Below are 22,789 nucleotides of genomic sequence, written 5' to 3' on the forward strand. Positions count from 1 at the left end.
ATTTATTTATGACAAAGAAAAAAATATTAGTTTTAGGTGGACCTACAGCTGTAGGAAAAACAGCACTTTCAATAGAACTTGCAAAAAGATTAAATGGAGAGATAATCTCTGCAGATTCAATGCAAATATATGAATACATGGATATAGGTTCAGCTAAGATTACTAAAGAAGAAATGCAAAATATAAATCATTATATGATTGATATAGTAAAACCAAGTGATAAATTTTCAGTATCAGATTATAAAGAACTTGGAAAAAAGCATATAGATGAAATTATAAAAAAAGATAAACTTCCTATAATTGCAGGGGGAACAGGGCTTTATATAAATGCTTTAACTTGTAATATGGATTTTACTGATGCTAATACTGATTATGAATATAGAAAGTATTTAGAAAAAGAAGCTGAAATAAAAGGAAATGAATATATACATAGCTTATTAAAAGATATAGATCCAATAAGCTATAAAGAAATACATTATAATAACAGAAAAAGAGTTATAAGAGCTCTTGAAGTTTTTAAACTTACTGGAAAACCTTTTAGTTCATTTAATGCAGGTGATGACTTTTATAAATCTGATTATGATATATATTATTATGTATTAACAATGGACAGAGAAAAGTTATATGAGCGTATAAACAAAAGAGTAGATATTATGATAGATGAAGGCTTAGAAGAAGAATGCATAAGATTAAAACAAATGGGATATACTTCATCTATGCAATCAATGCAAGGTATAGGATATAAAGAAATGTTTTATTATCTTGAAGGGAAAATTTCAAAAGAAGAAGCTATAGAAATGATAAAAAAAGGTTCAAGAAATTATGCAAAACGTCAATTAACTTGGTTTAGAAGAGATCCTAGAGTAATTTTTCTAGATAAAGATATTATGTCAGAAGATGATATAATAAATAAAATAATTAATGACATTACTAAAAAGTAGTTGTATAATATATTTAAGGTGTATTGGTAATTTGGAGGTATTTATGAATAAACAACAAAATAATAATTTACAAGATATTTTCTTAAATAGTGCAAGAAAAAGTAAGATTTCAGTAGAGGTATATCTTACAAATGGATATAAACTAAAAGGTTATGTTAAAGGATTTGACAATTTTACAGTTGTATTAGATTGTGAAGGTAAACAAATGTTAGTTTATAAACATGCTATTACAACGATAAATCCAGCAAAACCTATTTTATTTGCAAATAATGATGGAGATAATACTTATAAATAGGCACATGTTGCCTATTTATTTTTGTGTTTAATTTTGTTTAGGAGGCTACTATGTTAAAAGTAACAGAAGAACTAATTATAAAAAAACATAATATTAAAAGTAATGCATTTGAAATTTTTAAGAAAGCTTTAGAAGATGTAGAAAGTGATTTTAAAAAGTTAGATGAAATAAGAGAATATAATCAATTAAAGGTTCTTTCAGCATTTCAAGATGAAAGAATAAGTGAAAGCCATTTTACAAATACAACAGGTTATGCTTATGATGATATGGGAAGAGATGGTTTAGACAAAGTATATGCTAGAGTATTTAATACTGAAGCTGCTATTGTAAGACCACACTTTGTAAATGGAACACATGCAATAGGTACTGCTTTATTTGGAAACTTACGTCCTAATGATACATTACTTGCAATATCAGGACAACCATATGATACTTTACATGGAGTAATTGGTATAAATAAAGAAAGTGGAATGGGTTCTCTTATAGACTATGGAGTTAAATATAGTCAAGTTGATTTAATAGAAGATAAATATTTTGATTTAGATAAAATAAAAGAAGCTATATTAAATGATAAATCAATAAAGATGGTACATATACAAAGAAGTACTGGATATAGTACTAGAAATTCTCTAAAGCTTGAACAAATAAAAGAAGCAATTGAATTAGTTAAAAGCTTAAATGAAAACATAATAGTTTTTGTTGATAATTGCTATGGTGAATTTGTAGATACTATGGAACCTACAGATTTTGGAGCAGATTTAATGGCTGGTTCTTTAATCAAAAATATAGGTGGAGGAATTTCTCCAACTGGTGGTTATATAGTAGGGAAGAGAGAATATGTTGATAATGCAGCATATAGATTAACTGTTCCAGGAATTGGAGGAGAATGTGGTGCAACTTTAGGAGTTATGAGAACTTTAATGCAAGGTTTCTTCTTAGCACCTCATGTAACTATTGAAGCTTTAAAGAGTTCTATTTTCTGTGCAAGAGTTATGGAACTTGCAGGATTTGAGGCTAAACCTGCTTCAACAGAGAAGAGAACTGATATAGTTCAAACAATTATATTTAGAGATAAAGATAGACTTATTGAATTTATAAAGGGTATACAGCAAGGATCACCAATCGATTCATTTGTTCATTGCATTCCTATTGAAATGCCAGGATATGAAGATGAAGTTATAATGGCAGCTGGTGCATTTATCCAAGGTTCATCAATCGAGTTATCAGCAGATGCTCCTATTAGAGAACCTTATATAGCATATATACAAGGTGGATTAACATTTGACCATGCAAAGATTGGAATCTTAATTGCTTTAAATAAAGTTTTAAATTCTTAAAATAATAAAGGCTTAAAGTTTTTACTTTAAGCCTTTTTCTATATATTTTAATTAGTATGATCTAAATATTCCTACTAATTTACCTAATATTTTGCAATCATCTATTATTATTGGATCCATATTATCATTTTCAGGTTGAAGACGTATATGATCTTTTTCTTTAAAAAATCTTTTTATTGTAGCAGTATCATCTATTAGAGCAACTACTATATCACCATTAATTGCTGTTTGAGTTTTTTCAATTATAGCAAAATCATTATTATTTACACCTATATTAATCATACTGTTTCCATTAACCTTAAGTATAAATAAATCTTTATTATGTTTTATAAAATCAATAGGTAATGAAAATGTATCTTCTATATTTTCTGTAGCTAAAATTGGTTCTCCAGCATTTATGTCACCTAATATAGGAATATTTATCATTTCACGCTTTGTTTGTGAAAATTCAATTATTTCAAGAGCTCTTGGTTTGGTTGGGTCTCTTTTAATAAGTCCTTTTTTCTCTAATCTTTTTAAATGACCGTGTACAGTTGATGTTGATTTTAAACCTACAGCTTGGCAAATTTCTCTTACAGATGGTGGATAACCTTTATTTTCTGTATAGTTTTTCAAAAAATCATATATTTGGCTTTGTTTGTCTTTCCCCTCTAACATTAAATTGCACCTCACGTTTTTTATTAATTATATCATAGGAATAAATATATATCAAACTTGTGTTCTCAAAACATATGTTCTATTTTTATATAAAGCTATTGTATTTATAAATTTAATTTGATATAATAAAATTTGATTTTATACACTAAAAAGGGTGGTGTAATTATGAATAAATATACTAATGATGATTATTGTGATTTATATGAAAATAAAATATGCGATAATTGCGGAAAATGTCTTGAAGAAAGTGGAATTGATATAAGAGCAATAAAGATAGAAGATATAGCAAAAAATGTTGATGAAAATAAATTCTTAGAAGAAGAATGGAAAAATGCTATTGCTAAAGCTCAAAATCTTGATCCAACACTAGATAAAGAAGACTTAGAAAAAGCATTAAAAGAAGCATATTCATGTTTAAACATAAATGAAGAGGAATTTAATGATATAGATTCTGAAGATGAAGGATATGTAGATGCTTTTGAATTTGTTGAATATTTAGATGATGCAAATTTATTTGAAGATGATCTTGAAGAAGAAACAGAAGAGATATTCCCAGGTGTTAGAAGATTAATAAAAAAGAATAAATAAAGTTTTAAAGGTAAGTGAATAAATCACTTACCTTTTTTATTAGAATAAAATAAAACAAATAGATGAATACTAATATCGAAATTATAATAAGAGTAGGAGAGATTTTTATGAACAGATCAAAATTAGCTAAAATTATTTTAGCAAGTACTATATTAGTTTCATCTTTTTCATTAATTGGATGTACAAATAATAAAGTAGCTGAGGATACTAATAATGCTAAAAATAAAGTAGAACAAGATATGACTAATACAAAAGATAAGGTTAAAGATGAAGTTACAGATAATAAAGGTAATATCAATAATGTTACAGATAAAAACAATAATAACAAAGAAGATTTTACTGAAGAGGAAAGCAAGTTTGATAAAGAAACAGTATTAAAAGATTTAAAAGCAAAAGGATTTGATCCTAAAGTAACTGATACTAATGCAAATACTAAAAATAATGAAAAAATATTTTCAGTTGATAAGCAAATTGTAAAAATAAAGGGAGGGGAGTTATCATTATATGAATATGCAAAAGATGCAAAAGCAAATCTAAATAATGATATCAATTCAATTGAAAACAAAGGAAATATGATAAATGGTATGAAGATGACTTGGAATGCATCACCTCATTTTTATAGTAAAGGTAGAGTGATTGTTGTATATGATGGAAATTCTCAAGAAATAATGACAGCTTTAAATGAAATTTTAGGGAATGAAGTTGTAAAATAATAATATAAAATAAAAAGACCAATTAAACTTTTGGTCTTTTTATTTTATATTTATAGTTTTGATAGTGGATTTGATTTTACAGCTTCTCTTAAAGTTTCATCATCAACATGTGTATATATCTGAGTTGTTGATATATTTTCATGACCTAAAATTTCTTGAAGAGATCTTATATCTACCTCACCATATTTATACATAAGTGTAGCAGCAGTGTGTCTAAGTTTATGAGGAGTATATTTTTCATCTTTAAAACCAGCGCGTTTTATATAATTTTTAACCATTATTTCAACGGTTCTTTTATTTATAGGAGTTCCTCTGTTTGATAAGAATAAATATTTTTTACTTTCCTCACTAGATTTAGAATCATCACGATTTGCCATATAATTAGATAATGCTTTTATACATGCTTCATTTAAATAAACAGTTCTTTCTTTATCACCTTTTCCTATGATAGTTAAAGTATCCCCTGATATTTTTTCTAGTTTTATATTACATAATTCAGATAATCTCATTCCACAATTTAAAAATAGTGTTATAATACAATAATCTCTATAGTAATTTTTACTTTTCTTATCTATAGAGTTTAATAATTTTATGCTTTCATCTAAGTTTAAATAAATTGGATGTCTTTTATTTATTTTAGGAGATTCTAATTCAAGGGTAGGATTTTCATCTATAATCTTGACTTTATTTTGTAGATACTTAAAAAATGATTTTAAAGTTGCAACCTTTCTAGCTCTAGCATAAGCACTATTATTTCTATACTTTTCTAAAAAGCTCATAAAAGCATATAATTCAGATAATCTAATTTTTTTTATAAAAGCATTATCTATATCATTTATAATTATATCTTCAAACTCAGTATTTTTATCAGTAACTTCATCTCTATATAATTTAAGAAATCTAAAAAACATAGTTAAGTCTACTTTGTATGCATCTATTGTATTTGTAGATTTACCTCTTATAGTTTCTAAATAATTCAAAAAATCTACAACGATTTGGGGAAGAGATTCATTTTTCTTAAGATCTTTAAAATCGTATAACAAATAAACACCTCTTTCTAATTTTTTTAAAATATCTGTATGTAAATTTTATCATATTTTATTTTGAAATAGAAGATTCTTAAAATTATATAATATAAACATCTAATAAACTGACTTTATTTTACCTTTAAATTAATTATTTAATTATTAGTATAAAAAGCAAAAACATAGGAATAAATTCCAAAATCCTATGATGCATTTATATAAAAATATAAATTTCAAAATAAATAAAGTGTAGTTTTGATAACTTGAAACAATTTTCGAATTTTAATTAATACGTAAATTTGAATGTAAAAATAATTATTCTTAAAAGAAGTTTGGCGTAATCTATAGAATAATAAATAAAAGAAAGGGGGATTAAAGCGAGGAGAATATCATTAAATTCAATATTGGATTTATATTATCATTAACTATAGAGTTTATACAGTATATAGAAATTTATTTTGGATTTACTGATAGTGCCATGATAGGATTTGTAGCAGTTAAGATATAGTTAAGATATATAAGAAGTTTAAGAATTAAGTATAGAGCAGTTATTTTTAATTGCTCTTATAATTTGCGTATATTATTTCGCTAAATAATCATTTAGCGAAATAATTATGGTATAAAAACACCACTTTAAAGTGATATTTTTAACTTATTTACTAATATATCGTAATCTTTAGATATTACTTTTTTATCTAAATTTCAAATTCATATCTTTTATTTTGTAATATGCTTTCTAATTTATTATTTTTAGTATTATCTCTATCTAAATTTATTAGATCTAATCTATCTTTAGTTATTATTTCAAATATATTTTCTCTATATCCAGAGATTATTTTAAAATTCTCATTTACATCTCTTAAATCTAAATTTTTGTTTGTATTTAACTCTAATATTTTTATTTTAGGTAATTTATATCCAGCTAAATCCCACTTTCTTTGATATTTATTATATTCAAAGTGGACTTTTTCATCATTTGAACATATGTTCGTATACTGTATTTTCTTTATATCATCTACTATTATAAGTACTTCATCTATAATATCCTCATTATTCATTTTATTCTTTATAGCTGCAAATAATATTAAATCTAATATACTTTCGACATTTATATAATTACTTATAGAATTTTTAATTATCTCTTCTAAAGCATCTATTATACATATATTATGAATATCTATCTTTTTAAAACTATAATTTTCATTTGTTTTTATTATATAATTATTGAATAACCCTGTATTGTTATATAAATAAAACAAAGTAAAACATAAGCTTTCTATAAATAAAGTATTTCCGCTTAATGCATTATTTTTACTTATAGAAAGAGCTGTGATTATTTTTCTAGGATGAGAACTTATTGATTGTATAAATTCAACTAATTCTTTTTCATATATACTACTCTCTTCTCTCCTATTCTTTACTTGCATCAATGATTTTACATGATCTTTAAGTGTTAGTTTTTTATGTCTTTTTCCATCATGCTTAATATAAATGGATTTATTTGCTTTATTCATATTTTCATACTCTATAAATCTACTAAAGTCATTCTTTATAAATGCCTTTGTATACTTTTTGTACGCTAATGCTGGTACTTCACCATATTTAATATTCTCCCATTCATTATTTGAAATTTTTTGCTCAACAATTCCAATCTTTGTTCTAAGAAGTGTAAGTAGTTTTCTATATTCTTTATAAGACATATTAAGGTCTTTTGCAGTTTTAATTGCAAGTTCTCTACTCTTTTTAGATGATGTATTTATTGATTTAAGCCATTTACCAAGATTAGATGGAGAATTAGATTTTATATCTTTTTTTATTTGATTTTTAAAAATATCTATTACTTTACTTTCACAAGGAGTATCAAATAAAGAGTATAAATCATCCCATCGTCCATATTTAGGTATAGAAGATATATATCCTTCTATATTATTGCTATAATTTAAACCTATATACTTTATTGCATCTTTAAACAATTCTCTTTTTCCTAGACCATATTCTATGTCTCTTGTATAAAATAATAGCTTTATAGTAGAAATGCTATCCTCTTCTAAAGCCTCTTTAAGTATTATCTTATTTAAAAATCTTTTTTCATCTATTGATTTTAATATTTCATTATATAAATTAAAAACCTTATTATTTGAATTTTTATCATAGTATATATCTTCATAGATATCAGAATCAATATTTACTATATCTTCTTTTAATCTACTTAACAATTTAAATGACATGTAAACCACTCCTTAATAGACAAGACACTTTAAAAAATATATGATAAAAGCTGTTTTTATATCGTGTCTTTAAAAACAAGGTATACATAACTATAGTAGCTGTAAATACCTTTACATTAATATCTATGCAATAAAGATATTAATAATGCCTTAAATAAAAAAAGAAGTATTTATAAATACTTCTTTTACTTTACTTCTTTTATCCAATTTACTAAGTTGCTATCTATATATTCAGATTTAGAAAAACCTTTCTTAAATATTCTAATCTGTTTATATTTAACACCATTCATCTCAAAATCTAAAACATCAATTCTATCCCCAGAAAACTTTAGAAAATCTCTCTTCCCTTTTACTGATACTTTAATTTCCACTTATATCAACTCCTAAATAACTTATAATTACTTGTTTTATTATATCAAACAGAAACTTTAGTTAAGTTTTTTGTATTCTTCTATCTTTTTAGCAAGATCATATAGATATTCTTGTCTTTCATATTTTTCAAGTAAAACCATTTCTAAGTTTTCTTTTTCTTCTAATAGCTCTTGTAATTTTGAATAATTAGAAGAGTTTTCATCTATTTCTGTTTGTAATCTATCTATGTTCTCTTCTAAATCACTTATTATACCGTCAATTTCCTTAAATTCCTTTTGTTCTTTAAATGAAAATTTAGGTGTTTTATTCTCATTTTTAGGTTTTTCTTTTTTAGGTTTATTTTCTGTGATTTTAGAAGTATTCTTTGTTTCCATTTCTAGCTTTATTAAATAATCACTGTAATTTCCATGAAAAACTTCAATTTCTCCATTATCTTTATAAGCAAATAATTTATTACATACTCTATCTAAGAAGTATCTATCGTGAGAAACTACAACTACTACACCTACATATTCATCTAAAAAGTCTTCTAATATCTTTAAAGTTTCAATATCTAAATCATTAGTAGGCTCATCAAGTATTAAAAAGTTTGGTGATTCCATTAAAACTCTAAGTAACTGCAAGCGTCTTTTTTCTCCACCAGATAATTTGCTTATAGGAGAATATTGCATACTTCCATCAAATAAAAATCTCTCACATAAAGTAGATGCAGTTATTTTGCTTCCATCATCTGTAGGGATATACTCTCCCCCTTCTCTTACAAAATCTATTACTCTTAAATTCTCATTAAGTTCTTTTCCAGTTTGCGAGAAGAATCCAAACTTAACAGTATCTCCAACTTCTATACTGCCACTATCACTAGGTATATTTTTAAGTAAGAGATTTAAAAATGTTGTTTTACCAGCTCCATTAGGAGCAACAATACCTATTCTATCGTCTTTAGTAAATATGTAAGAAAAATCTTTTATTAACTGCCTATCTCCAAAAGACTTACTTAGATTTTTTATTTCAACTATCTTTTTACCTAATCTTGTTCCAACATAATTTATTTTTATATCTGTATTATTTTCAACATATTCTTGATTAACTAATTCTTCAAAACGTTGAAGTCTTGCTTTTTGCTTAGTAGTTCTAGCTTTGGCTCCTCTTTTTACCCATTTTAATTCATTTCTTATTAATGCTTGGCGCTTTGCTTCTTGAGTCTTTTCTACTTCTATTCTTTCAATCTTTTTTTCTAAGAATTTTGTATAATTACCTTCATATGAATATAACTTGCCTCTATCTAATTCAATAATTCTATTTGATACTCTATCTAAAAAATATCTATCATGGGTAATCATAAGTAATGAACCTTTTCTGCCATTTAAATATTCTTCTAACCACTCTATAGAATCAGCATCTAAGTGGTTAGTTGGTTCATCTAGTATTAATAATTCACAAGGAGTTATAAGAGCAGATGCTAAAAATACTCTCTTACATTGTCCTCCTGATAAATTACCCATTTTTTCTGAATAATTAGTGATTCCAAGTTTATTTAAAATAATTTTAGCTTCACTTTCTAAGTCCCATAATTTTTGATTATCTATTTGAGTTTGAAGATCTATTAAAATATCATCTTCAACAGCTTCTCCATTTTCTATCTTACTTAAAGTTTCTTCATACTTCATTAAAAGCTTCATTTCTCTTGTTTCGCCTTTAAATATTTGTTCTAAAACCGTAGTATCATCATCAAACTCATTATCTTGAGATAGATATTCTATTCTAACATTTTTTCCTTGAATTCTTGTGCCTTCAAAAAAATCTTCTCTTCCACTAACTATCTTTAAAAATGTTGATTTTCCTGCTCCATTTATTCCTATTAAACCTATTTTATCTCCTTCATTAATACCTAATGAAACATCTTTTAATAAAACTTTTTCACTATAACTTTTATTTATGTTTTCTAATGTAATTAAATTCATATATTTTCTCCTCTATTTATTTTGGCTAGTATTATTCTAACAAATTTGCATTCAATATTAAAGTTTTAGTATATAATCTTATTAAAGATAAATTTTAGAGGTGATTTTATGATATTTAATTCAAATAGTAAAATATATTTAATTGCATGTTCAAATCAACTTTCTTTAGAGTATAAACCTAAATTCTATAAAATAGTTAAAATACTTAAAGACTTAAATTTAGATGTAACTATTTCTTCTAATATTTTTAAAAGTGATAATCTTTTATCTAATGGTAAAGTTAGAGCAGATGATTTAAATAGTGCATTTAAAAATAAGGAAATAACACATATATTTGATGTTTCTGGCGGAGATTTATGTAATGAAATGTTACCTTATATAGACTTTGAAATCATAAAAAATTCAAAAGCTCTTTACTTTGGATATAGCGATCTATCTGTGCTTTTAAATTCTATATATAGAAAAACTTCTAAAAAATCATTTTATTACAATATAAAAACCATTTTAACTTATAATGGATTAGAAAATTTTAAAAATACATTTTTAACTGGTAGTTATGATATGTTCTCTTTATGGAATTATAAGTGGTTACTTGGGAGTAATATTAGAGGAACTTTATTAGGTGGAAACATAAGATGTACTTTAAAACTCGCCGGAACAGAATATATACCTAATTTTAAAAATGGAAAAGAAAATATTCTCTTCTTAGAAAGTAATAGTGGCGATATAAATAAGATAAGAAGTTTTTTAGCACAATATGAGATGCTAGGTATTTTTTCTAATATATCAGGATTAATATTAGGAGAATTTACAGAAATAAATTCTAAAGATCAAAATAAAGAACTTGAAGAGATATGCATTAATATATGTAAAAAATATAATATATCTTTAATTAAAACTTGCGAAATAGGACATAATCCTGAGTCTAAAGGTATAGTTATAGGCGGATATTATGATATAAAAAAAATAAGTTAGGCTAAAACCTAACTTATTATGCTTTTAACAACTTTTATACCATTTGATTTCATTTTAAATAAAGATACGATATTCATAAAATCTCCATCATGATTTCCTAAAGAATATGTTTCTACTGAATCTTTTGGAACTATAATATTTTTTTCTATATTATTTTCATTAAAGTAAGTTATTAAAGAAATACAGAAAGTTTCAACACATATATCAGTACATACACCAGTAACTATAAAATTCTTAATTTTATTATTTTCATTAAGCCATTTTTTAAAATCTTTAGCATGGAATCCATTTATTGAATTTTTCTTAATTATCTTATAATTATTACCTTTTAAGATACTTTCTTTAATTTCTGGAATTATATCCGATTCACTACTACCCTCTATACAGTGCATTGGATATGAGTTAAATTCTGTAGAATCTTTAGTATGGCTATCAACAAATATCACCTTCTTACAATCTTTCATATCATCAATTAATTTTGTAACTTGTGGCATTATATTTTTAACTCTATTAGATGCAAGAAGACCTTCTGTATAAAATCCATTTATCATATCCACAACTATTAATGCAGTATCCTCTTCTAAATTATCACTTATATCCTTTAATTTAATCTCTTTTAAATCTATAATTTCTTCTTTTATACTATCAATTATATTTCCCATTATATTATAAACCCCTTAAAATATTATATAATTAAATTTATCTTTTTAAATGCTATCCTTTTTTCAAGTTCTTTAGTCTCTTTATTTATAGTTATCTTATAAATATTCTGGCAGTTTTCTTCTCTCCATAGCTTCATATATTTTGGTGTAGCTGTAATTGAATAATAAAACTTTTCTTCTATTTCATCTGAAAATTCTAAATATGAATATATGCTTCTTGTATCTAGTATAACTTCATCCTTATTTAAATTATTATAAATAGGCAGAAAATATTTCATAGGTATTTCAAAATTATATAATCCAGAAATTCGTTTTCCAGATAATACTCCTCTATATAATAATCTATTATCTTTAATAGTCTCTTCATTTAATTTTATTTTAAATATAGGTTCTCCACGACCGTTTTTATCTATTCGTATCTTTATCATCTAATCACAACCTAAAACTTTTATTTATTTTTTAAAATATTCTAAAAGCAGTTCTTTTTCTCCATCTAAAAATTCATAATTTTCAATTTCTTTTTTAGATATCCATTTCATATCCATTACTTTTTTTCCAAGATTCATATAATCTTTTATCTTTCCTTCATATATCATTATATAATCTTCTGTATCATTTATTTTAAATTCTTTTATTTCTTTTAAATCAAAAATTAATGTATTTAACTCTTCTTTTACTGAATTTGAAATACATTTTTCATTATTTTCTCTTCCCTTTTTTAATCTTCCAACGCATTTCCATAAACCAAAGTTTTTCTTTTGCTCTTTTTTTATTATCAATATATTATTAAAATCATCTTTAAGTATTATTGAACATCCTATAATATTTTTCATAATAAATTCCTCCTATTTAAATGATTGTCATATAAATATCAAACTTCTTCTTAACCTTAATTCTACAAAATGCCTAAAAATCCTCCTTATATTTTATAATTTTGTAGAAATTTATATAAAATATTTCTCTAGAGTGTATTAATGTGGTATTATATATTAAAACATGATAAGAAAGGAACTTTTTTATGAATAACTTTACTGAAAATGATATTATTTCAATAGTAACAACTATTATTAATTTAAAAAAAGAAGAGGAATTAATGTCTAATATAAATAATGATGAAGAAACAGAATATATGTTACCTAAAGGTATAAGTAATAAATTAGATGAGTTATATATAGAAGAGTACGTAAAATTCATAAACTTAATGGAGAAAATTGCAAATTCATTATATGATGAATATATTGATTTTGAAGAAGAGTTAGATTCACTTAACAAACTACATGAAAAAATAATAAATAAATATAATACTCTTATATAAACTAAAAAAGATTATAAAGAATTAATTCTTTATAATCTTTTTATTATTTATTTTGCTGTATTATTAGATATTTCTAAATTTTTATTTAAATCTTCATTTTGAATATCTTTTTCTTTAACAGTTACAATGATTGTCTTTGTGCATGATAATCCATATTCATCTGTAACTGTATAAGTTATAGGATAAGTTCCTGTTTTATTTATATCAACATATCCCTCTCTTTTAACCATTTGAGTTAAATCTCTACGATTACAATCAGTAACTTTTAATTTAGCTAATGAATCAGTAAATTCTGTCCCTTGGGTTATAGTCACATCTTTGGCTTTTATAATTGGTGCTTCAGGTAATATATTTACTTTAATATTTTTAGTTGTAGTTTTTCCTCGTGAATTTTTAGCTTCAAGTGTTACATTATAAGTTCCAGGAACTTTTGCTCTAATATCAATATGAGCTACTCTAACATGTAAATCCCCATCTATTTTATCATAAGCTTTTACGTTTGAATCAGAAAGTTTCCAATGTGAACCATATGGCAATGATATAATATTATCTGCTGTTAATACAGGATAATCATCTATTTGATTATTTATATCTTTATTATTGTTATTAGTTTTATTTGATTCTCCATTAGTTGGCTTAACTGATATATCATCTGTTTTGTTAGTTTTAGATAAATCGACAACTATAAATGATGGTTTTTCTTTTATAGCTTTCCCCTTAGTACTTTTTATAACTTCTTTTACTTTGTTAATAGTGTCATTATTATTAGAATTCTGTTCTTGAATTTTATTTGTATTGTTATCTTCTCTTACATCTTGTACATTTACATTATTATCTTCAGCTTTATTTGTGTTGTTGTCTTCTTTTACATCTTTCACTTTTGCATTATTTATATTAGATGTTTGTTTTCCTTTAGCATCTATATCATTATTATTTTCTGTATTATTATTTTCTGTATTATTATTTTTGACATTATCTTTTGTATTATCTTTTTTACTATTATTATCTGATTTATTATTTATCTTGTTGTTTATAATATCAATAATTTCTTTAGTTTTATTATTTCTTTCTGTTGATGATAATACTTTAACAGAATTATCATCTTGATTTAAGTTATTAATTGCATCAACTACTGAAGAAGTTGAATTATTAGCTAAATCCTTATTTTTTTATCTTTATAATTAATAATTATTTTATTGTAAGTTCAACAGGACAATGGTCAGAACCTAAAATTTCTGTATGTATTTTTGCATCTATTAATCTATCTTGTAAAGCATTTGAAACTAAAAAATAATCAATTCTCCATCCAGCATTATTTTTTCTAGCATTAAATCTATATGACCACCAAGAATAAATGTTTTCGGTATTTGGATAAAAATATCTAAATGTATCTATAAAACCACTATTTAATAGTACATTAAATTTATTTCTCTCTTCATCACTAAATCCTGCATTTTTTCTATTAGTTTTAGGATTTTTTAAATCTATTTCATTATGTGCAACATTTAAATCGCCACAAACTATTACTGGCTTATTTAATTCAAGATCTTTTAAAAACTCTCTAAAAGCATCTTCCCATTGCATTCTATATTCTATTCTAGCAAGTTTTTCTTTTGAATTTGGTGTATATACAGTAACAACATAATATTTATCAAATTCAGCTGTTATAACTCTACCTTCATTATCATGTTCCTCTAATCCTAATCCATATATAACACTTAAAGGTTTTTCCTTAGTAAATAGTGCTGTTCCAGAATAGCCTTTTCTTTCTGCATAATTCCAATATTGATAATATCCATCTAATTGTAAATCAATTTGACCTTCTTGAAGCTTAGTTTCTTGTATACAAAATATATCTGCATCTATTTCATTAAAGAAATCTAAAAAGCCTTTTTTTACACAAGCTCTAATGCCATTTACATTCCATGATATTAATTTTTTCATACAACTACTCCTTTCCTTCTAAGACTATTATATCATTAATTTTCATTTCTTGTATACATAATATATATGTGGTAATATTAATGGAAGAATTATTAATGAAAGGAAAATTGTGAATGAAGAGAATCAAATCTATTAAAAGAAGTATTATTTATTTTTTAGTATTTTCAGTGATGCTTTCTATAAGTATGCTAATTTTAAAATATAAAAAAATTTCTGATGAAAATCTAGAGAATATACATAAAGAAACTTTATATGCTAATTATAATTCACTTCAAAATAAAATTATTAAACTAAAGGAAGAGAGAAATGACCCTAATATATTTTTAGTAAATAAGGATAATTTGCTTCCTAAAGATTATATTGCTAGCGATATAACAGATTCAAATTTACCTTTTTTTAATTATGCATCAAATACAAAATTAAATAAAACAGTTTCTGATTCTGCTAAAGAAATGTTTAAGGATGCTAAAAATTCTGGGATAAACCTTTTGGGTGTATCTGGATATAGATCTCATAAAACTCAAACAAAGATATTTAATAATAATATAAAAATTAAAGGTAAAGAAGAGACATTAAAATATTCAGCTCCTCCAGGTGCTAGTGAACATGAAACTGGATTTGCGATTGATATTTTAAGTGAAAATTATTCAAAATTAGATAGTGGTTTTGAAAATACAAAAGAATTTAAGTGGTTAAAAGAAAATTGCTATAAATATGGTTTTATTATAAGATATCCTAAACAAAAAACTAATATTACTAAATATTCATATGAACCATGGCATTATAGATATGTTGGTGTATCTCATGCAACTAAAATAATGAATGAAAATATATGCTTAGAAGAATATCTAGAACGTCTAGATAATGAAATTAATTTATTAGAGATTAGTTTAGCTAAAAATATTTCTGATATAAATGCTATAAAATAAAAAAAGCTATCATATGATAGCTTTTTTATACTATTTTTATTTTTTTAATCTTATCTCTTAATTTACATGCTATAGGAACGCCTACAATAGTAACAACTACAAATTCACCTATTGCAACTTCTAATATAGATATTAAAATAGGAATATTTAATACATAAGCTAACATTATTCCTATGATAGCTCCATTAAATACTGTTGGCCATATTGATGCTATAAGTAATCTATACTTTTCCTTTATATTTATTTTACTAGTAAAATAAATAGCGTATAAGCTTATAAATGTTGCAAGTGTTCCAAAAATTATATCCCATACTCCATTTGGCCCTAATAAATTTGCTATAAAACATCCTAAAGTTAACCCCCCAATATATATAGGGTCAAAATATGCTAGTAAAACAAGTATTTCAGAAATCCTAAATTGAATAGCTCCATAACTTATAGGTGCTAAAGCTAAAGTAAGGACTACATATAAAGCTGCAATAATACCTGCAAATACTATTTTCCTAATAGTTTTATTCATGAAATCTCCCCTTCTTAAAAAAGTAAGACTTCAGCCCATAACCTAAGTAAAAAAACAATTTATGCCTTAGTTTTGTTTTTTGACAGGAGGCTTGCGAACTGTCATCTTTTCTTGTGCATTTTTTATTATATAAGATTATATTTTCATTTTCAATATTTTTATATTAATATAATGTATTGCCTCTTCTTTTGATAGGAAGCACTTTAAGAATTCTATTTATTTTTACTTTTATCTAAAAATTTTTCAAAGTAATTTTACTATTGTAAAGCTAAATATAAAAAATTTTACTGCAAATTATGATATAATTAAAAATAATATAATTTTTATAAGGAGACTAGATTATGAAAGAAATATCAACAAATAAATTAAAAGAAATATTATCAAAAGATCCTTCTACATTATTAATTGATGTAAGAGATAAGGATGAATTTAATCTTGGACATATACCATCAGCCAAAAACATTCCTCTTCCTTATATAGAAGATCATAGTGATGATTTACCAACTGACAAGCCAATATATTTTATATGTAAAAGTGGTAATAGAAGTGCTCATGCAATAACTTTATTACAAGACTTAGATATAAATAATGTAGTTAATGTTCGTGGTGGAATGTTATCATGGGATGGAGAAGTAGAAAAATAAAAAAACTGTGATAAACACAGTTTTTTTATTTTAATCTTCTTTTATCTCACTTCCAACACCAAGATCTGTATTATTTATAAGAACTTCTATATTTTTATTATCTTCTAGATATTTATATTCTTTAATAAACCAATCAACTAACTCATCATCTCTTTTTATATTAGTTGTATTTTCTACATATACATTGACACATCCATATTTAAAATAACTCTCTAGAATATGTATATCATTTTTTATCATTTCTTTAGTTTGTCCCTTTATACCTACTAATAAGCATACTGAATCAAAGTATTTATTAACTTCTTCATATGATTTAAATCCAGCACCTTTATTTAAAACATTCATTCTAAAATCATTATCAAATGATTCTACTCCACATCTAAATATTATAGGAATGTTAAAGAAGTTTCTCATTTCATCTAATCTATCTTTATAAAGCCAATGACATTCTACAAAAAGCTTTTTTATATTCTTTTCAATTATTATATTTTTTATATCATTTAGGCTTTCTTCTGGTAATTCAAAAATACTTCCTGAATTTATAACATCTAATACACCTAATTCACCTGTTATATTGCTTAAAACATCTTTATTAAATTTTACTACTTCATCTTCATATGTAGAATTATCATCAATATAATCACAAAAACTACATCTACCCCATTTACATGGGAATCCTTTTAGCATTACCATTTCTCTTGGATTTTTACCTGATATTTTGCTATATCTTTGCATTTCCATTATTTTATTGCTCCTTTTAAATATAAATCTATAAAAATAAAAAGGACGACAAAAAGCCATCCTCTAAATTATCTATCCTTTATTAGAAAATACCTAGTTTTATTTAGTGACAGGAGGCTTACGAACTGTCAATTAAATTTCAATTTAATATTATATACTTGTTTAATTTATTAGGCAAGTATATAAATAAATTATTGTGTTAATTAAATATTTGAAATTAATATATTTATTAAAATAAATTAATATATTTTAATTAAAATTTTCTTTTATTATCTTATTATTTTTCAACTTAAAAGGTATAATAAAAGTAGTTAAATGTATGGAGTGATATATATGATAATATATAATAAATTGATTGTTTTAAGTCTAATTTCACTATTTTTAGCTCAGTTTTTAAAAATTCCATTTGGTTATATAGTAACAAAAAAAATTGATTTTAAAAGACTATTTGAAACAGGTGGAATGCCAAGTTCACATTCAGCTTTTATAGTATCTTTAGCTGTTGGTATAGGCAGAATAAGTGGATTTGATTCACCACTTTTTGCTCTTTCATTTGTATTTGCAGGAATTGTTATGTATGATGCAATGGGAATTAGAAGAGCAGCTGGTGAGCATGCAAAATTACTTAATTTAATTTTATCAAGTGATAATAAATTTAAATTAGATCATGTTAAGTTAAAAGAATTATTAGGTCATACTCCATTTGAAGTTCTAGGTGGTCTAATACTTGGGATATTAGTTGGAGTTTTTTATCCACTATAAAAAGAAGAGGTGATAAATTGTTTTATCCCCTCTTTTTTCTTTCCTCAAAGTATAATTTACTTAAATTATAGCTATCATCTAATGCATTATGTTGTGAACCTTCAAATAAAAGATTATATCTTAAAGTAGCATTTTTTAAAGATAATGAATCTTTTAAATTTAATATATCCTTACATAATACTTCTTGATAATCAATATTATTTTTTATTATATTATCTACAATTTCTATATTTTCTTTTGATCTATTATTATCATTTTTTAAAACTGCAATATCATTTCCGCCCCAATATAAAAATAATTTATTATAATTTCCACACCATGATTCAAATTCTTTAAAAACATATTCAAAATTATTTGCAGTATCTATTTCTTCTTGATTTAAAGAAGTTATTTCTATACATTTTTCTGTTAATTTAGTTATCTTTTTAGGTTTTATACACCTATAAAATTTAGAAAGTATCTCTCCATTTAATGTTGTCTTTACAGCACCAATACTTATTATTTCTACATCTTCAAAATTAGTAAGACAATTCATTTCAAAATCAAAAAATATGATTTCTTGTGTATTACTAAGACTTTTATTTAATTTTAATAGCGTACTATTTCTTTTTATAAGTTTTTTATATTGTTTTCCTTCCTTTTTACACTTAATATATAATGACATTGAAGGTTTCTTTTCTTTATAAATTATCTTTTTAATATTTCTAAGTTCTACACATTTATAATCATAAAACCTATCTAAAAAAAACTGTATATATTCATATTCTTCATCATAAGAGAATTTTTTATTATTTAGCTTATTTATTATGCTTTTTTTATTAGTAAAAAATAAAATATTACTATCTTCTCTTATTTCATTTAGCGCAATAAGAGATAAAAGATTTTTGCAAACATGGTATAGGCCATGGTAATATGCTGTATTATAAGAGCTTCCCTTAAGCTTCTTTTTTATTTTAATTAAGACTTTATTTTTACTAGGATTTTTAATTACATATCTTAAAATAAAATTATTTCTTTCTTCTTCTACATAAAAATAAGCCTGTATATTATTGTTCATTTGTATACTAATCCCTTCATTGATATAATTATATTTATATTAATCATATATTTAATACTTAATTGTGAGATTTGAGGTGTTTTTATGAGTAAATTAGGTAAAAGATTATTAATATTAATAATAGCAATTCTAATAATAATTATATCATGTTTTGTTACATATAAAGTTAGTTTTGAGCCAAAAGTTCAAGTAACTTCTGTTAATTCTGATATTTCAATAAATCCTAAAAGTTTATTGAAAAAATTTATTCCAAATAATATAAATTTAAACTTTTCTGAAATTAAATTAGAATCAAATGCATCATTTACTGAGGAAGAGATAACTGATTTGATTATTTCTTTTATACAAAGTGATGAATTAATATCAAAACAAGTAACCGGAGTTAAAGCTATAATAAATGATGACCATTTATTATTATATATTAATTTTAATTATAAAGGAATTCCTGTACAAGGTGTTTTAGATTTTACTATTTCAGCAAAGAATCATGAAGCTATACTTCACTATAATTTGGGGAAAATTGGATTTATTAATATTTCAAAACAAACTATATTTGATTCTATAGAAAATGGATCCATTGTATCAAAAGATGAAGCTAAAAATGATATATTTATATCATTATATAATGATTATGGAATTTCAATACAAGATGCAAGCTTTAATGACTCTAACCTTAATTTAAAATTTGAATTAAAATTTAATTTCTAACTTTAAAAGACACATAATATTATGTGTCTTTTAAATATATATGCTAATAGGGACTATTTGATAAGGGTTATTTGATAATTTTACTCTAGGGCATTTAGGTGGTGTAATACCAATCTTTTTTAAACAATCAAATGCTGGTATACATTTATATAACATTTCTTCATAAAAATCTTGTTGACCTGTTTTTCTTAAGAAGCTAATATAATCATTATCTTCACACTTTTTTACTACCTTTCCAAATATATTACAGTTTGTATTGCCTAATTTGTCAGTATGGTTTTTAAGAAAAAAATTATTATTTATTGTTAATATCATATCTCTATTTGAACAACTTAATATTAAATCTCTAGTATCATTTGAATTTAATCTTGATTGCATTTCATTTAAAAATCTATCTATTATATTAAAATCTAAATATTCATCTGTATCTAATAATTTATTTAATTTATCACAACCAAAACAATTTATTATAGTTTTAAGGGCATCTATATATTCAGATAAGGATTCATTACATATTGTACCACTTACCCTTACATAGTCTCCTTCATTTATATTGCCAGAACACACATCACCTAATTCTCTAACTTCTCCTCTATCTTGAAGTGTATTTAATATTCTTCTATGGAAACTAAACATAGTAAAAATTCTTTTTTCTTCTTGTTCTATTCTAACATATCCTCTTCCTTCTAATGAGCTTTGATTATCACAAAGAAAATTATATGTATTTGCATCAGAATTAGTATAAGTTTTATATCCTTCTCTTTTGTCTTTATTATGTTTTTCTTCATTATAAGTTGTTTCTTTATTTTCATTGCTTAATTTACTAGTTAGAGTTTTATCGCATATTCTTTTTGTAGTAAGAACTTCAATATAACCTTCTATATTTCCTTCCCCTATTAAGGAGGATAATCCTGTTATAAGTAATTCGTCTAAATAAAGAAGAAATTCCAAAATATATTCCTCCATTCATAACTTCTATTATATATATTTATGAATTTAGATACAATATTATTAAAATTACTAATATTCATAGAAATAAAAAATGTGCGATTTAAATCGCACATTTTTTATTTCTTGATCTTATTTATAGTTTTTATAAGCCATGAACCAATCTTTTTGTTTGTCCATAATGGTAAACTATATTCAATACATAAAGTTGCTTCTTCTATGCTACCTTTTTTATAAGAGCTTATTTCTCCTTGAGCAGCCTTTATATTTCCAACTAAACAATCGATAAAGTATAAGTTATGTTTTAAAGCTTTCTTTAAAGCTTTTCTAGCATTCTTTCTATCATCTTTATAGTAATAGTATAAAACATTTCCATATTTAAAGAATATACTATCTTCTTCACTATACTTATCTAAAATCATTTTAGCATATTCATAATCTTTGTTTATTAATGCTCTAAATACAACTGAATGTCTAATATTTCTTGAATCATATTCATCTAGTTCTAATAGCTCTTTTTCTATTTTGAAACTTTCTTCATAGTTTCCTAATGCAAATTCATAATTAGATAATGTTGATAATACAGTTAAATAGAAATCTCCTTGAGCAGATACTCCTATTTGATTTTTATATTGATCAAAGTATTCTTGTCCAAGTTCATCTTTTAACATCTTTGCACATTTTCTAAGTTCTGATGCTCCCTTTTCTACATCATCCATAGCTAATGCTTTATCAAATAAATCGATAATTTCGTCATCATTATTAGAACAAGCTGAACATGCAGTTTCTACAGCCGCTTCTATAGTTTCTGCGTTTTCTTCTACTTTCCATTCATTAGATGTTTTATCTATATTTAATAACTTTCTGATTTCTCTTGATTTAGTTCCAATAGTTCCTTCTGAAACATCAAAGAATTCAGCTAATTCATCCATTCTAATATTCTTTTTGTTAAGAGTATCATTTACAAAAAATATTGAGTGCATTATTCCAGCAGCCCAAGTATTACTTTTTCCTCTTGATAATTTATTTTCTTCATTATTAGCTAATGCTTCAACTAATTTAGTAGATACTTTTAAATATTCATCATCTAATGATTTATTACAAAAGTTATCTATGCTGTTTATTATTTCTTCTACACGAATTTTTAATTCATCTGGTACATTTACAATATATTTCATTTACTCCTCCTAAGTAATAATATTTAAAGTTACATCTAATTACATCTAATTACATCTTAATATTATAACTTATAATTTTATTCTAAACAATTATTATATAATATTTTATAAAAAATTATATGTATTTTTATGAAAAATATATTTTTAAAGATATAATAAAAGGAAGTTAGTAAATATTAACTTCCTTTTATACATGTTATTTTATTTAAGTTCACTTTCGCTGATAACTGCATTTTTATTATCTCTATTTTCACTATAACTTTTTACTTTAGAGTTAGAAAATTTTCCT

The 22,789-nt window shown here is 24.0% G+C and carries 26 protein-coding genes; 11 read left to right on the top strand and 15 right to left on the bottom strand.

Annotation, left to right across the window (positions count from 1 at the left end; genetic code table 11):
• The first annotated feature begins 8 nt into the window (after window positions 1-8).
• From miaA to SPJ33_RS03980, 3 genes are read left to right on the top strand one after another with little or no spacing between them, the layout of a single operon-like run.
• Complete coding sequence (gene miaA, locus SPJ33_RS03970; RefSeq protein WP_321116682.1) at window positions 9-941, top strand: tRNA (adenosine(37)-N6)-dimethylallyltransferase MiaA; 933 nt, start codon at window positions 9-11, stop codon at window positions 939-941.
• A gap of 43 nt (window positions 942-984) precedes the next feature.
• Window positions 985-1,236, top strand: a complete 252-nt coding sequence (gene hfq, locus SPJ33_RS03975) for an RNA chaperone Hfq (RefSeq protein WP_321116683.1) — start codon at window positions 985-987, stop codon at window positions 1,234-1,236.
• A 50-nt stretch (window positions 1,237-1,286) separates the two neighbouring features.
• Window positions 1,287-2,573 (top strand): methionine gamma-lyase family protein, encoded by a 1,287-nt coding sequence (locus tag SPJ33_RS03980; protein ID WP_321116684.1) that lies wholly within the window; start codon window positions 1,287-1,289, stop codon window positions 2,571-2,573.
• A gap of 51 nt (window positions 2,574-2,624) precedes the next feature.
• Here the strand turns inward: SPJ33_RS03980 and lexA are convergent, their stop codons facing one another.
• The gene (lexA, locus tag SPJ33_RS03985; protein WP_321116685.1) at window positions 2,625-3,230 is read right to left on the bottom strand and encodes a transcriptional repressor LexA; all 606 of its coding nucleotides are present in this window, start codon (window positions 3,228-3,230) and stop codon (window positions 2,625-2,627) included.
• A gap of 165 nt (window positions 3,231-3,395) precedes the next feature.
• On the opposite strand from lexA, the gene SPJ33_RS03990 reads away from it, so the two are divergent.
• Together SPJ33_RS03990 and SPJ33_RS03995 are read left to right on the top strand one after the other, a co-directional pair.
• Window positions 3,396-3,818 (top strand): hypothetical protein, encoded by a 423-nt coding sequence (locus SPJ33_RS03990; protein ID WP_321116686.1) that lies wholly within the window; start codon window positions 3,396-3,398, stop codon window positions 3,816-3,818.
• A gap of 107 nt (window positions 3,819-3,925) precedes the next feature.
• Window positions 3,926-4,531 carry a hypothetical protein gene (locus SPJ33_RS03995; protein ID WP_321116687.1) on the top strand — a complete coding sequence of 202 codons (606 nt, stop codon included), beginning with the start codon at window positions 3,926-3,928 and terminating at the stop codon, window positions 4,529-4,531.
• Window positions 4,532-4,581: 50 nt separating this feature from the next.
• Here SPJ33_RS03995 and SPJ33_RS04000 read toward each other — a convergent pair whose 3' ends face one another.
• From SPJ33_RS04000 to SPJ33_RS04015, 4 genes are all read right to left on the bottom strand, one after another.
• On the bottom strand, window positions 4,582-5,574 hold the full coding sequence (locus SPJ33_RS04000) for a tyrosine recombinase XerC (RefSeq protein ID WP_321116688.1): 993 nt from the start codon (window positions 5,572-5,574) through the stop codon (window positions 4,582-4,584).
• A 677-nt stretch (window positions 5,575-6,251) separates the two neighbouring features.
• Complete coding sequence (locus SPJ33_RS04005) at window positions 6,252-7,784, bottom strand: DUF2828 family protein (RefSeq protein WP_321116689.1); 1,533 nt, start codon at window positions 7,782-7,784, stop codon at window positions 6,252-6,254.
• A gap of 185 nt (window positions 7,785-7,969) precedes the next feature.
• A complete protein-coding gene (locus SPJ33_RS04010; RefSeq protein WP_321116690.1) occupies window positions 7,970-8,155 on the bottom strand; it encodes a hypothetical protein in 186 nt (61 codons plus the stop codon).
• Between the two features lie 57 nt (window positions 8,156-8,212).
• On the bottom strand, window positions 8,213-10,117 hold the full coding sequence (locus SPJ33_RS04015) for an ABC-F family ATP-binding cassette domain-containing protein (RefSeq protein ID WP_321116691.1): 1,905 nt from the start codon (window positions 10,115-10,117) through the stop codon (window positions 8,213-8,215).
• A gap of 108 nt (window positions 10,118-10,225) precedes the next feature.
• Between SPJ33_RS04015 and SPJ33_RS04020 the strand changes: the two genes are divergently transcribed.
• Complete coding sequence (locus SPJ33_RS04020) at window positions 10,226-11,092, top strand: LD-carboxypeptidase (RefSeq protein ID WP_321116692.1); 867 nt, start codon at window positions 10,226-10,228, stop codon at window positions 11,090-11,092.
• Window positions 11,093-11,100: 8 nt separating this feature from the next.
• On the opposite strand, the gene SPJ33_RS04025 is transcribed toward SPJ33_RS04020, so the two are convergent.
• Genes SPJ33_RS04025 through SPJ33_RS04035 form a run of 3 tightly spaced genes read right to left on the bottom strand, consistent with a single transcriptional unit; the run spans window position 11,101 to window position 12,587 of the window.
• Entirely contained in the window at window positions 11,101-11,754 is a 654-nt protein-coding gene (locus tag SPJ33_RS04025; protein WP_321116693.1) for an isochorismatase family cysteine hydrolase, read from the bottom strand.
• Window positions 11,755-11,777: 23 nt separating this feature from the next.
• A complete protein-coding gene (locus tag SPJ33_RS04030) occupies window positions 11,778-12,182 on the bottom strand; it encodes a hypothetical protein (RefSeq protein WP_321116694.1) in 405 nt (134 codons plus the stop codon).
• A gap of 24 nt (window positions 12,183-12,206) precedes the next feature.
• Entirely contained in the window at window positions 12,207-12,587 is a 381-nt protein-coding gene (locus SPJ33_RS04035) for a hypothetical protein (protein WP_321116695.1), read from the bottom strand.
• Window positions 12,588-12,772: 185 nt separating this feature from the next.
• On the opposite strand from SPJ33_RS04035, the gene SPJ33_RS04040 reads away from it, so the two are divergent.
• The gene (locus tag SPJ33_RS04040) at window positions 12,773-13,069 is read left to right on the top strand and encodes a hypothetical protein (protein WP_321116696.1); all 297 of its coding nucleotides are present in this window, start codon (window positions 12,773-12,775) and stop codon (window positions 13,067-13,069) included.
• 47 nt (window positions 13,070-13,116) lie between these two features.
• On the opposite strand, the gene SPJ33_RS04045 is transcribed toward SPJ33_RS04040, so the two are convergent.
• Window positions 13,117-13,947, bottom strand: coding sequence for an immunoglobulin-like domain-containing protein (locus tag SPJ33_RS04045; RefSeq protein WP_321116697.1), 831 nt, complete (start codon window positions 13,945-13,947; stop codon window positions 13,117-13,119).
• 310 nt (window positions 13,948-14,257) lie between these two features.
• The gene (locus SPJ33_RS04050) at window positions 14,258-15,013 is read right to left on the bottom strand and encodes an exodeoxyribonuclease III (protein WP_321116698.1); all 756 of its coding nucleotides are present in this window, start codon (window positions 15,011-15,013) and stop codon (window positions 14,258-14,260) included.
• A 113-nt stretch (window positions 15,014-15,126) separates the two neighbouring features.
• Here SPJ33_RS04050 and SPJ33_RS04055 point away from each other — a divergent pair, with 113 nt between their 5' ends.
• A complete protein-coding gene (locus SPJ33_RS04055; RefSeq protein WP_321116699.1) occupies window positions 15,127-15,942 on the top strand; it encodes a M15 family metallopeptidase in 816 nt (271 codons plus the stop codon).
• Window positions 15,943-15,967: 25 nt separating this feature from the next.
• Here SPJ33_RS04055 and SPJ33_RS04060 read toward each other — a convergent pair whose 3' ends face one another.
• Window positions 15,968-16,462 carry a QueT transporter family protein gene (locus tag SPJ33_RS04060; protein ID WP_321116700.1) on the bottom strand — a complete coding sequence of 165 codons (495 nt, stop codon included), beginning with the start codon at window positions 16,460-16,462 and terminating at the stop codon, window positions 15,968-15,970.
• A gap of 341 nt (window positions 16,463-16,803) precedes the next feature.
• Here SPJ33_RS04060 and SPJ33_RS04065 point away from each other — a divergent pair, with 341 nt between their 5' ends.
• The gene (locus tag SPJ33_RS04065; RefSeq protein ID WP_321116701.1) at window positions 16,804-17,106 is read left to right on the top strand and encodes a rhodanese-like domain-containing protein; all 303 of its coding nucleotides are present in this window, start codon (window positions 16,804-16,806) and stop codon (window positions 17,104-17,106) included.
• Window positions 17,107-17,136: 30 nt separating this feature from the next.
• On the opposite strand, the gene SPJ33_RS04070 is transcribed toward SPJ33_RS04065, so the two are convergent.
• Window positions 17,137-17,841 (bottom strand): radical SAM protein, encoded by a 705-nt coding sequence (locus SPJ33_RS04070; protein ID WP_321116726.1) that lies wholly within the window; start codon window positions 17,839-17,841, stop codon window positions 17,137-17,139.
• 339 nt (window positions 17,842-18,180) lie between these two features.
• On the opposite strand from SPJ33_RS04070, the gene SPJ33_RS04075 reads away from it, so the two are divergent.
• On the top strand, window positions 18,181-18,609 hold the full coding sequence (locus tag SPJ33_RS04075; RefSeq protein WP_321116702.1) for a divergent PAP2 family protein: 429 nt from the start codon (window positions 18,181-18,183) through the stop codon (window positions 18,607-18,609).
• Between the two features lie 22 nt (window positions 18,610-18,631).
• Here the strand turns inward: SPJ33_RS04075 and SPJ33_RS04080 are convergent, their stop codons facing one another.
• Complete coding sequence (locus SPJ33_RS04080) at window positions 18,632-19,666, bottom strand: 3'-5' exonuclease (RefSeq protein WP_321116703.1); 1,035 nt, start codon at window positions 19,664-19,666, stop codon at window positions 18,632-18,634.
• Between the two features lie 84 nt (window positions 19,667-19,750).
• Between SPJ33_RS04080 and SPJ33_RS04085 the strand changes: the two genes are divergently transcribed.
• Window positions 19,751-20,374 (top strand): hypothetical protein, encoded by a 624-nt coding sequence (locus SPJ33_RS04085; protein WP_321116704.1) that lies wholly within the window; start codon window positions 19,751-19,753, stop codon window positions 20,372-20,374.
• A gap of 30 nt (window positions 20,375-20,404) precedes the next feature.
• Here SPJ33_RS04085 and SPJ33_RS04090 read toward each other — a convergent pair whose 3' ends face one another.
• Together SPJ33_RS04090 and SPJ33_RS04095 are read right to left on the bottom strand one after the other, a co-directional pair.
• Window positions 20,405-21,325 carry a hypothetical protein gene (locus SPJ33_RS04090; RefSeq protein WP_321116705.1) on the bottom strand — a complete coding sequence of 307 codons (921 nt, stop codon included), beginning with the start codon at window positions 21,323-21,325 and terminating at the stop codon, window positions 20,405-20,407.
• A 116-nt stretch (window positions 21,326-21,441) separates the two neighbouring features.
• Window positions 21,442-22,500, bottom strand: a complete 1,059-nt coding sequence (locus tag SPJ33_RS04095) for a DUF6398 domain-containing protein (RefSeq protein ID WP_321116706.1) — start codon at window positions 22,498-22,500, stop codon at window positions 21,442-21,444.
• Window positions 22,501-22,789: the final 289 nt, after the last annotated feature.

The sequence above is a fragment of the Clostridium sp. genome, from assembly GCF_034179595.1.
Taxonomy (GTDB): Bacteria; Bacillota; Clostridia; order Clostridiales; family Clostridiaceae; genus Clostridium.

Bases quoted from the DNA above. Each gene is read 5' to 3' on its own strand.
- miaA (WP_321116682.1), top strand. From the start codon at position 9: ATGACAAAGAAAAAAATATTAGTTTTAGGTGGACCTACAGCTGTAGGA.
- hfq (WP_321116683.1), top strand. From the start codon at position 985: ATGAATAAACAACAAAATAATAATTTACAAGATATTTTCTTAAATAGT.
- SPJ33_RS03980 (WP_321116684.1), top strand. From the start codon at position 1,287: ATGTTAAAAGTAACAGAAGAACTAATTATAAAAAAACATAATATTAAA.
- lexA (WP_321116685.1), bottom strand. From the start codon at position 3,230: ATGTTAGAGGGGAAAGACAAACAAAGCCAAATATATGATTTTTTGAAA.
- SPJ33_RS03990 (WP_321116686.1), top strand. From the start codon at position 3,396: ATGAATAAATATACTAATGATGATTATTGTGATTTATATGAAAATAAA.
- SPJ33_RS03995 (WP_321116687.1), top strand. From the start codon at position 3,926: ATGAACAGATCAAAATTAGCTAAAATTATTTTAGCAAGTACTATATTA.
- SPJ33_RS04005 (WP_321116689.1), bottom strand. From the start codon at position 7,784: ATGTCATTTAAATTGTTAAGTAGATTAAAAGAAGATATAGTAAATATT.
- SPJ33_RS04015 (WP_321116691.1), bottom strand. From the start codon at position 10,117: ATGAATTTAATTACATTAGAAAACATAAATAAAAGTTATAGTGAAAAA.
- SPJ33_RS04020 (WP_321116692.1), top strand. From the start codon at position 10,226: ATGATATTTAATTCAAATAGTAAAATATATTTAATTGCATGTTCAAAT.
- SPJ33_RS04025 (WP_321116693.1), bottom strand. From the start codon at position 11,754: ATGGGAAATATAATTGATAGTATAAAAGAAGAAATTATAGATTTAAAA.
- SPJ33_RS04030 (WP_321116694.1), bottom strand. From the start codon at position 12,182: ATGATAAAGATACGAATAGATAAAAACGGTCGTGGAGAACCTATATTT.
- SPJ33_RS04035 (WP_321116695.1), bottom strand. From the start codon at position 12,587: ATGAAAAATATTATAGGATGTTCAATAATACTTAAAGATGATTTTAAT.
- SPJ33_RS04040 (WP_321116696.1), top strand. From the start codon at position 12,773: ATGAATAACTTTACTGAAAATGATATTATTTCAATAGTAACAACTATT.
- SPJ33_RS04050 (WP_321116698.1), bottom strand. From the start codon at position 15,013: ATGAAAAAATTAATATCATGGAATGTAAATGGCATTAGAGCTTGTGTA.
- SPJ33_RS04055 (WP_321116699.1), top strand. From the start codon at position 15,127: ATGAAGAGAATCAAATCTATTAAAAGAAGTATTATTTATTTTTTAGTA.
- SPJ33_RS04060 (WP_321116700.1), bottom strand. From the start codon at position 16,462: ATGAATAAAACTATTAGGAAAATAGTATTTGCAGGTATTATTGCAGCT.
- SPJ33_RS04065 (WP_321116701.1), top strand. From the start codon at position 16,804: ATGAAAGAAATATCAACAAATAAATTAAAAGAAATATTATCAAAAGAT.
- SPJ33_RS04070 (WP_321116726.1), bottom strand. From the start codon at position 17,841: ATGCAAAGATATAGCAAAATATCAGGTAAAAATCCAAGAGAAATGGTA.
- SPJ33_RS04075 (WP_321116702.1), top strand. From the start codon at position 18,181: ATGATAATATATAATAAATTGATTGTTTTAAGTCTAATTTCACTATTT.
- SPJ33_RS04080 (WP_321116703.1), bottom strand. From the start codon at position 19,666: ATGAACAATAATATACAGGCTTATTTTTATGTAGAAGAAGAAAGAAAT.
- SPJ33_RS04085 (WP_321116704.1), top strand. From the start codon at position 19,751: ATGAGTAAATTAGGTAAAAGATTATTAATATTAATAATAGCAATTCTA.
- SPJ33_RS04095 (WP_321116706.1), bottom strand. From the start codon at position 22,500: ATGAAATATATTGTAAATGTACCAGATGAATTAAAAATTCGTGTAGAA.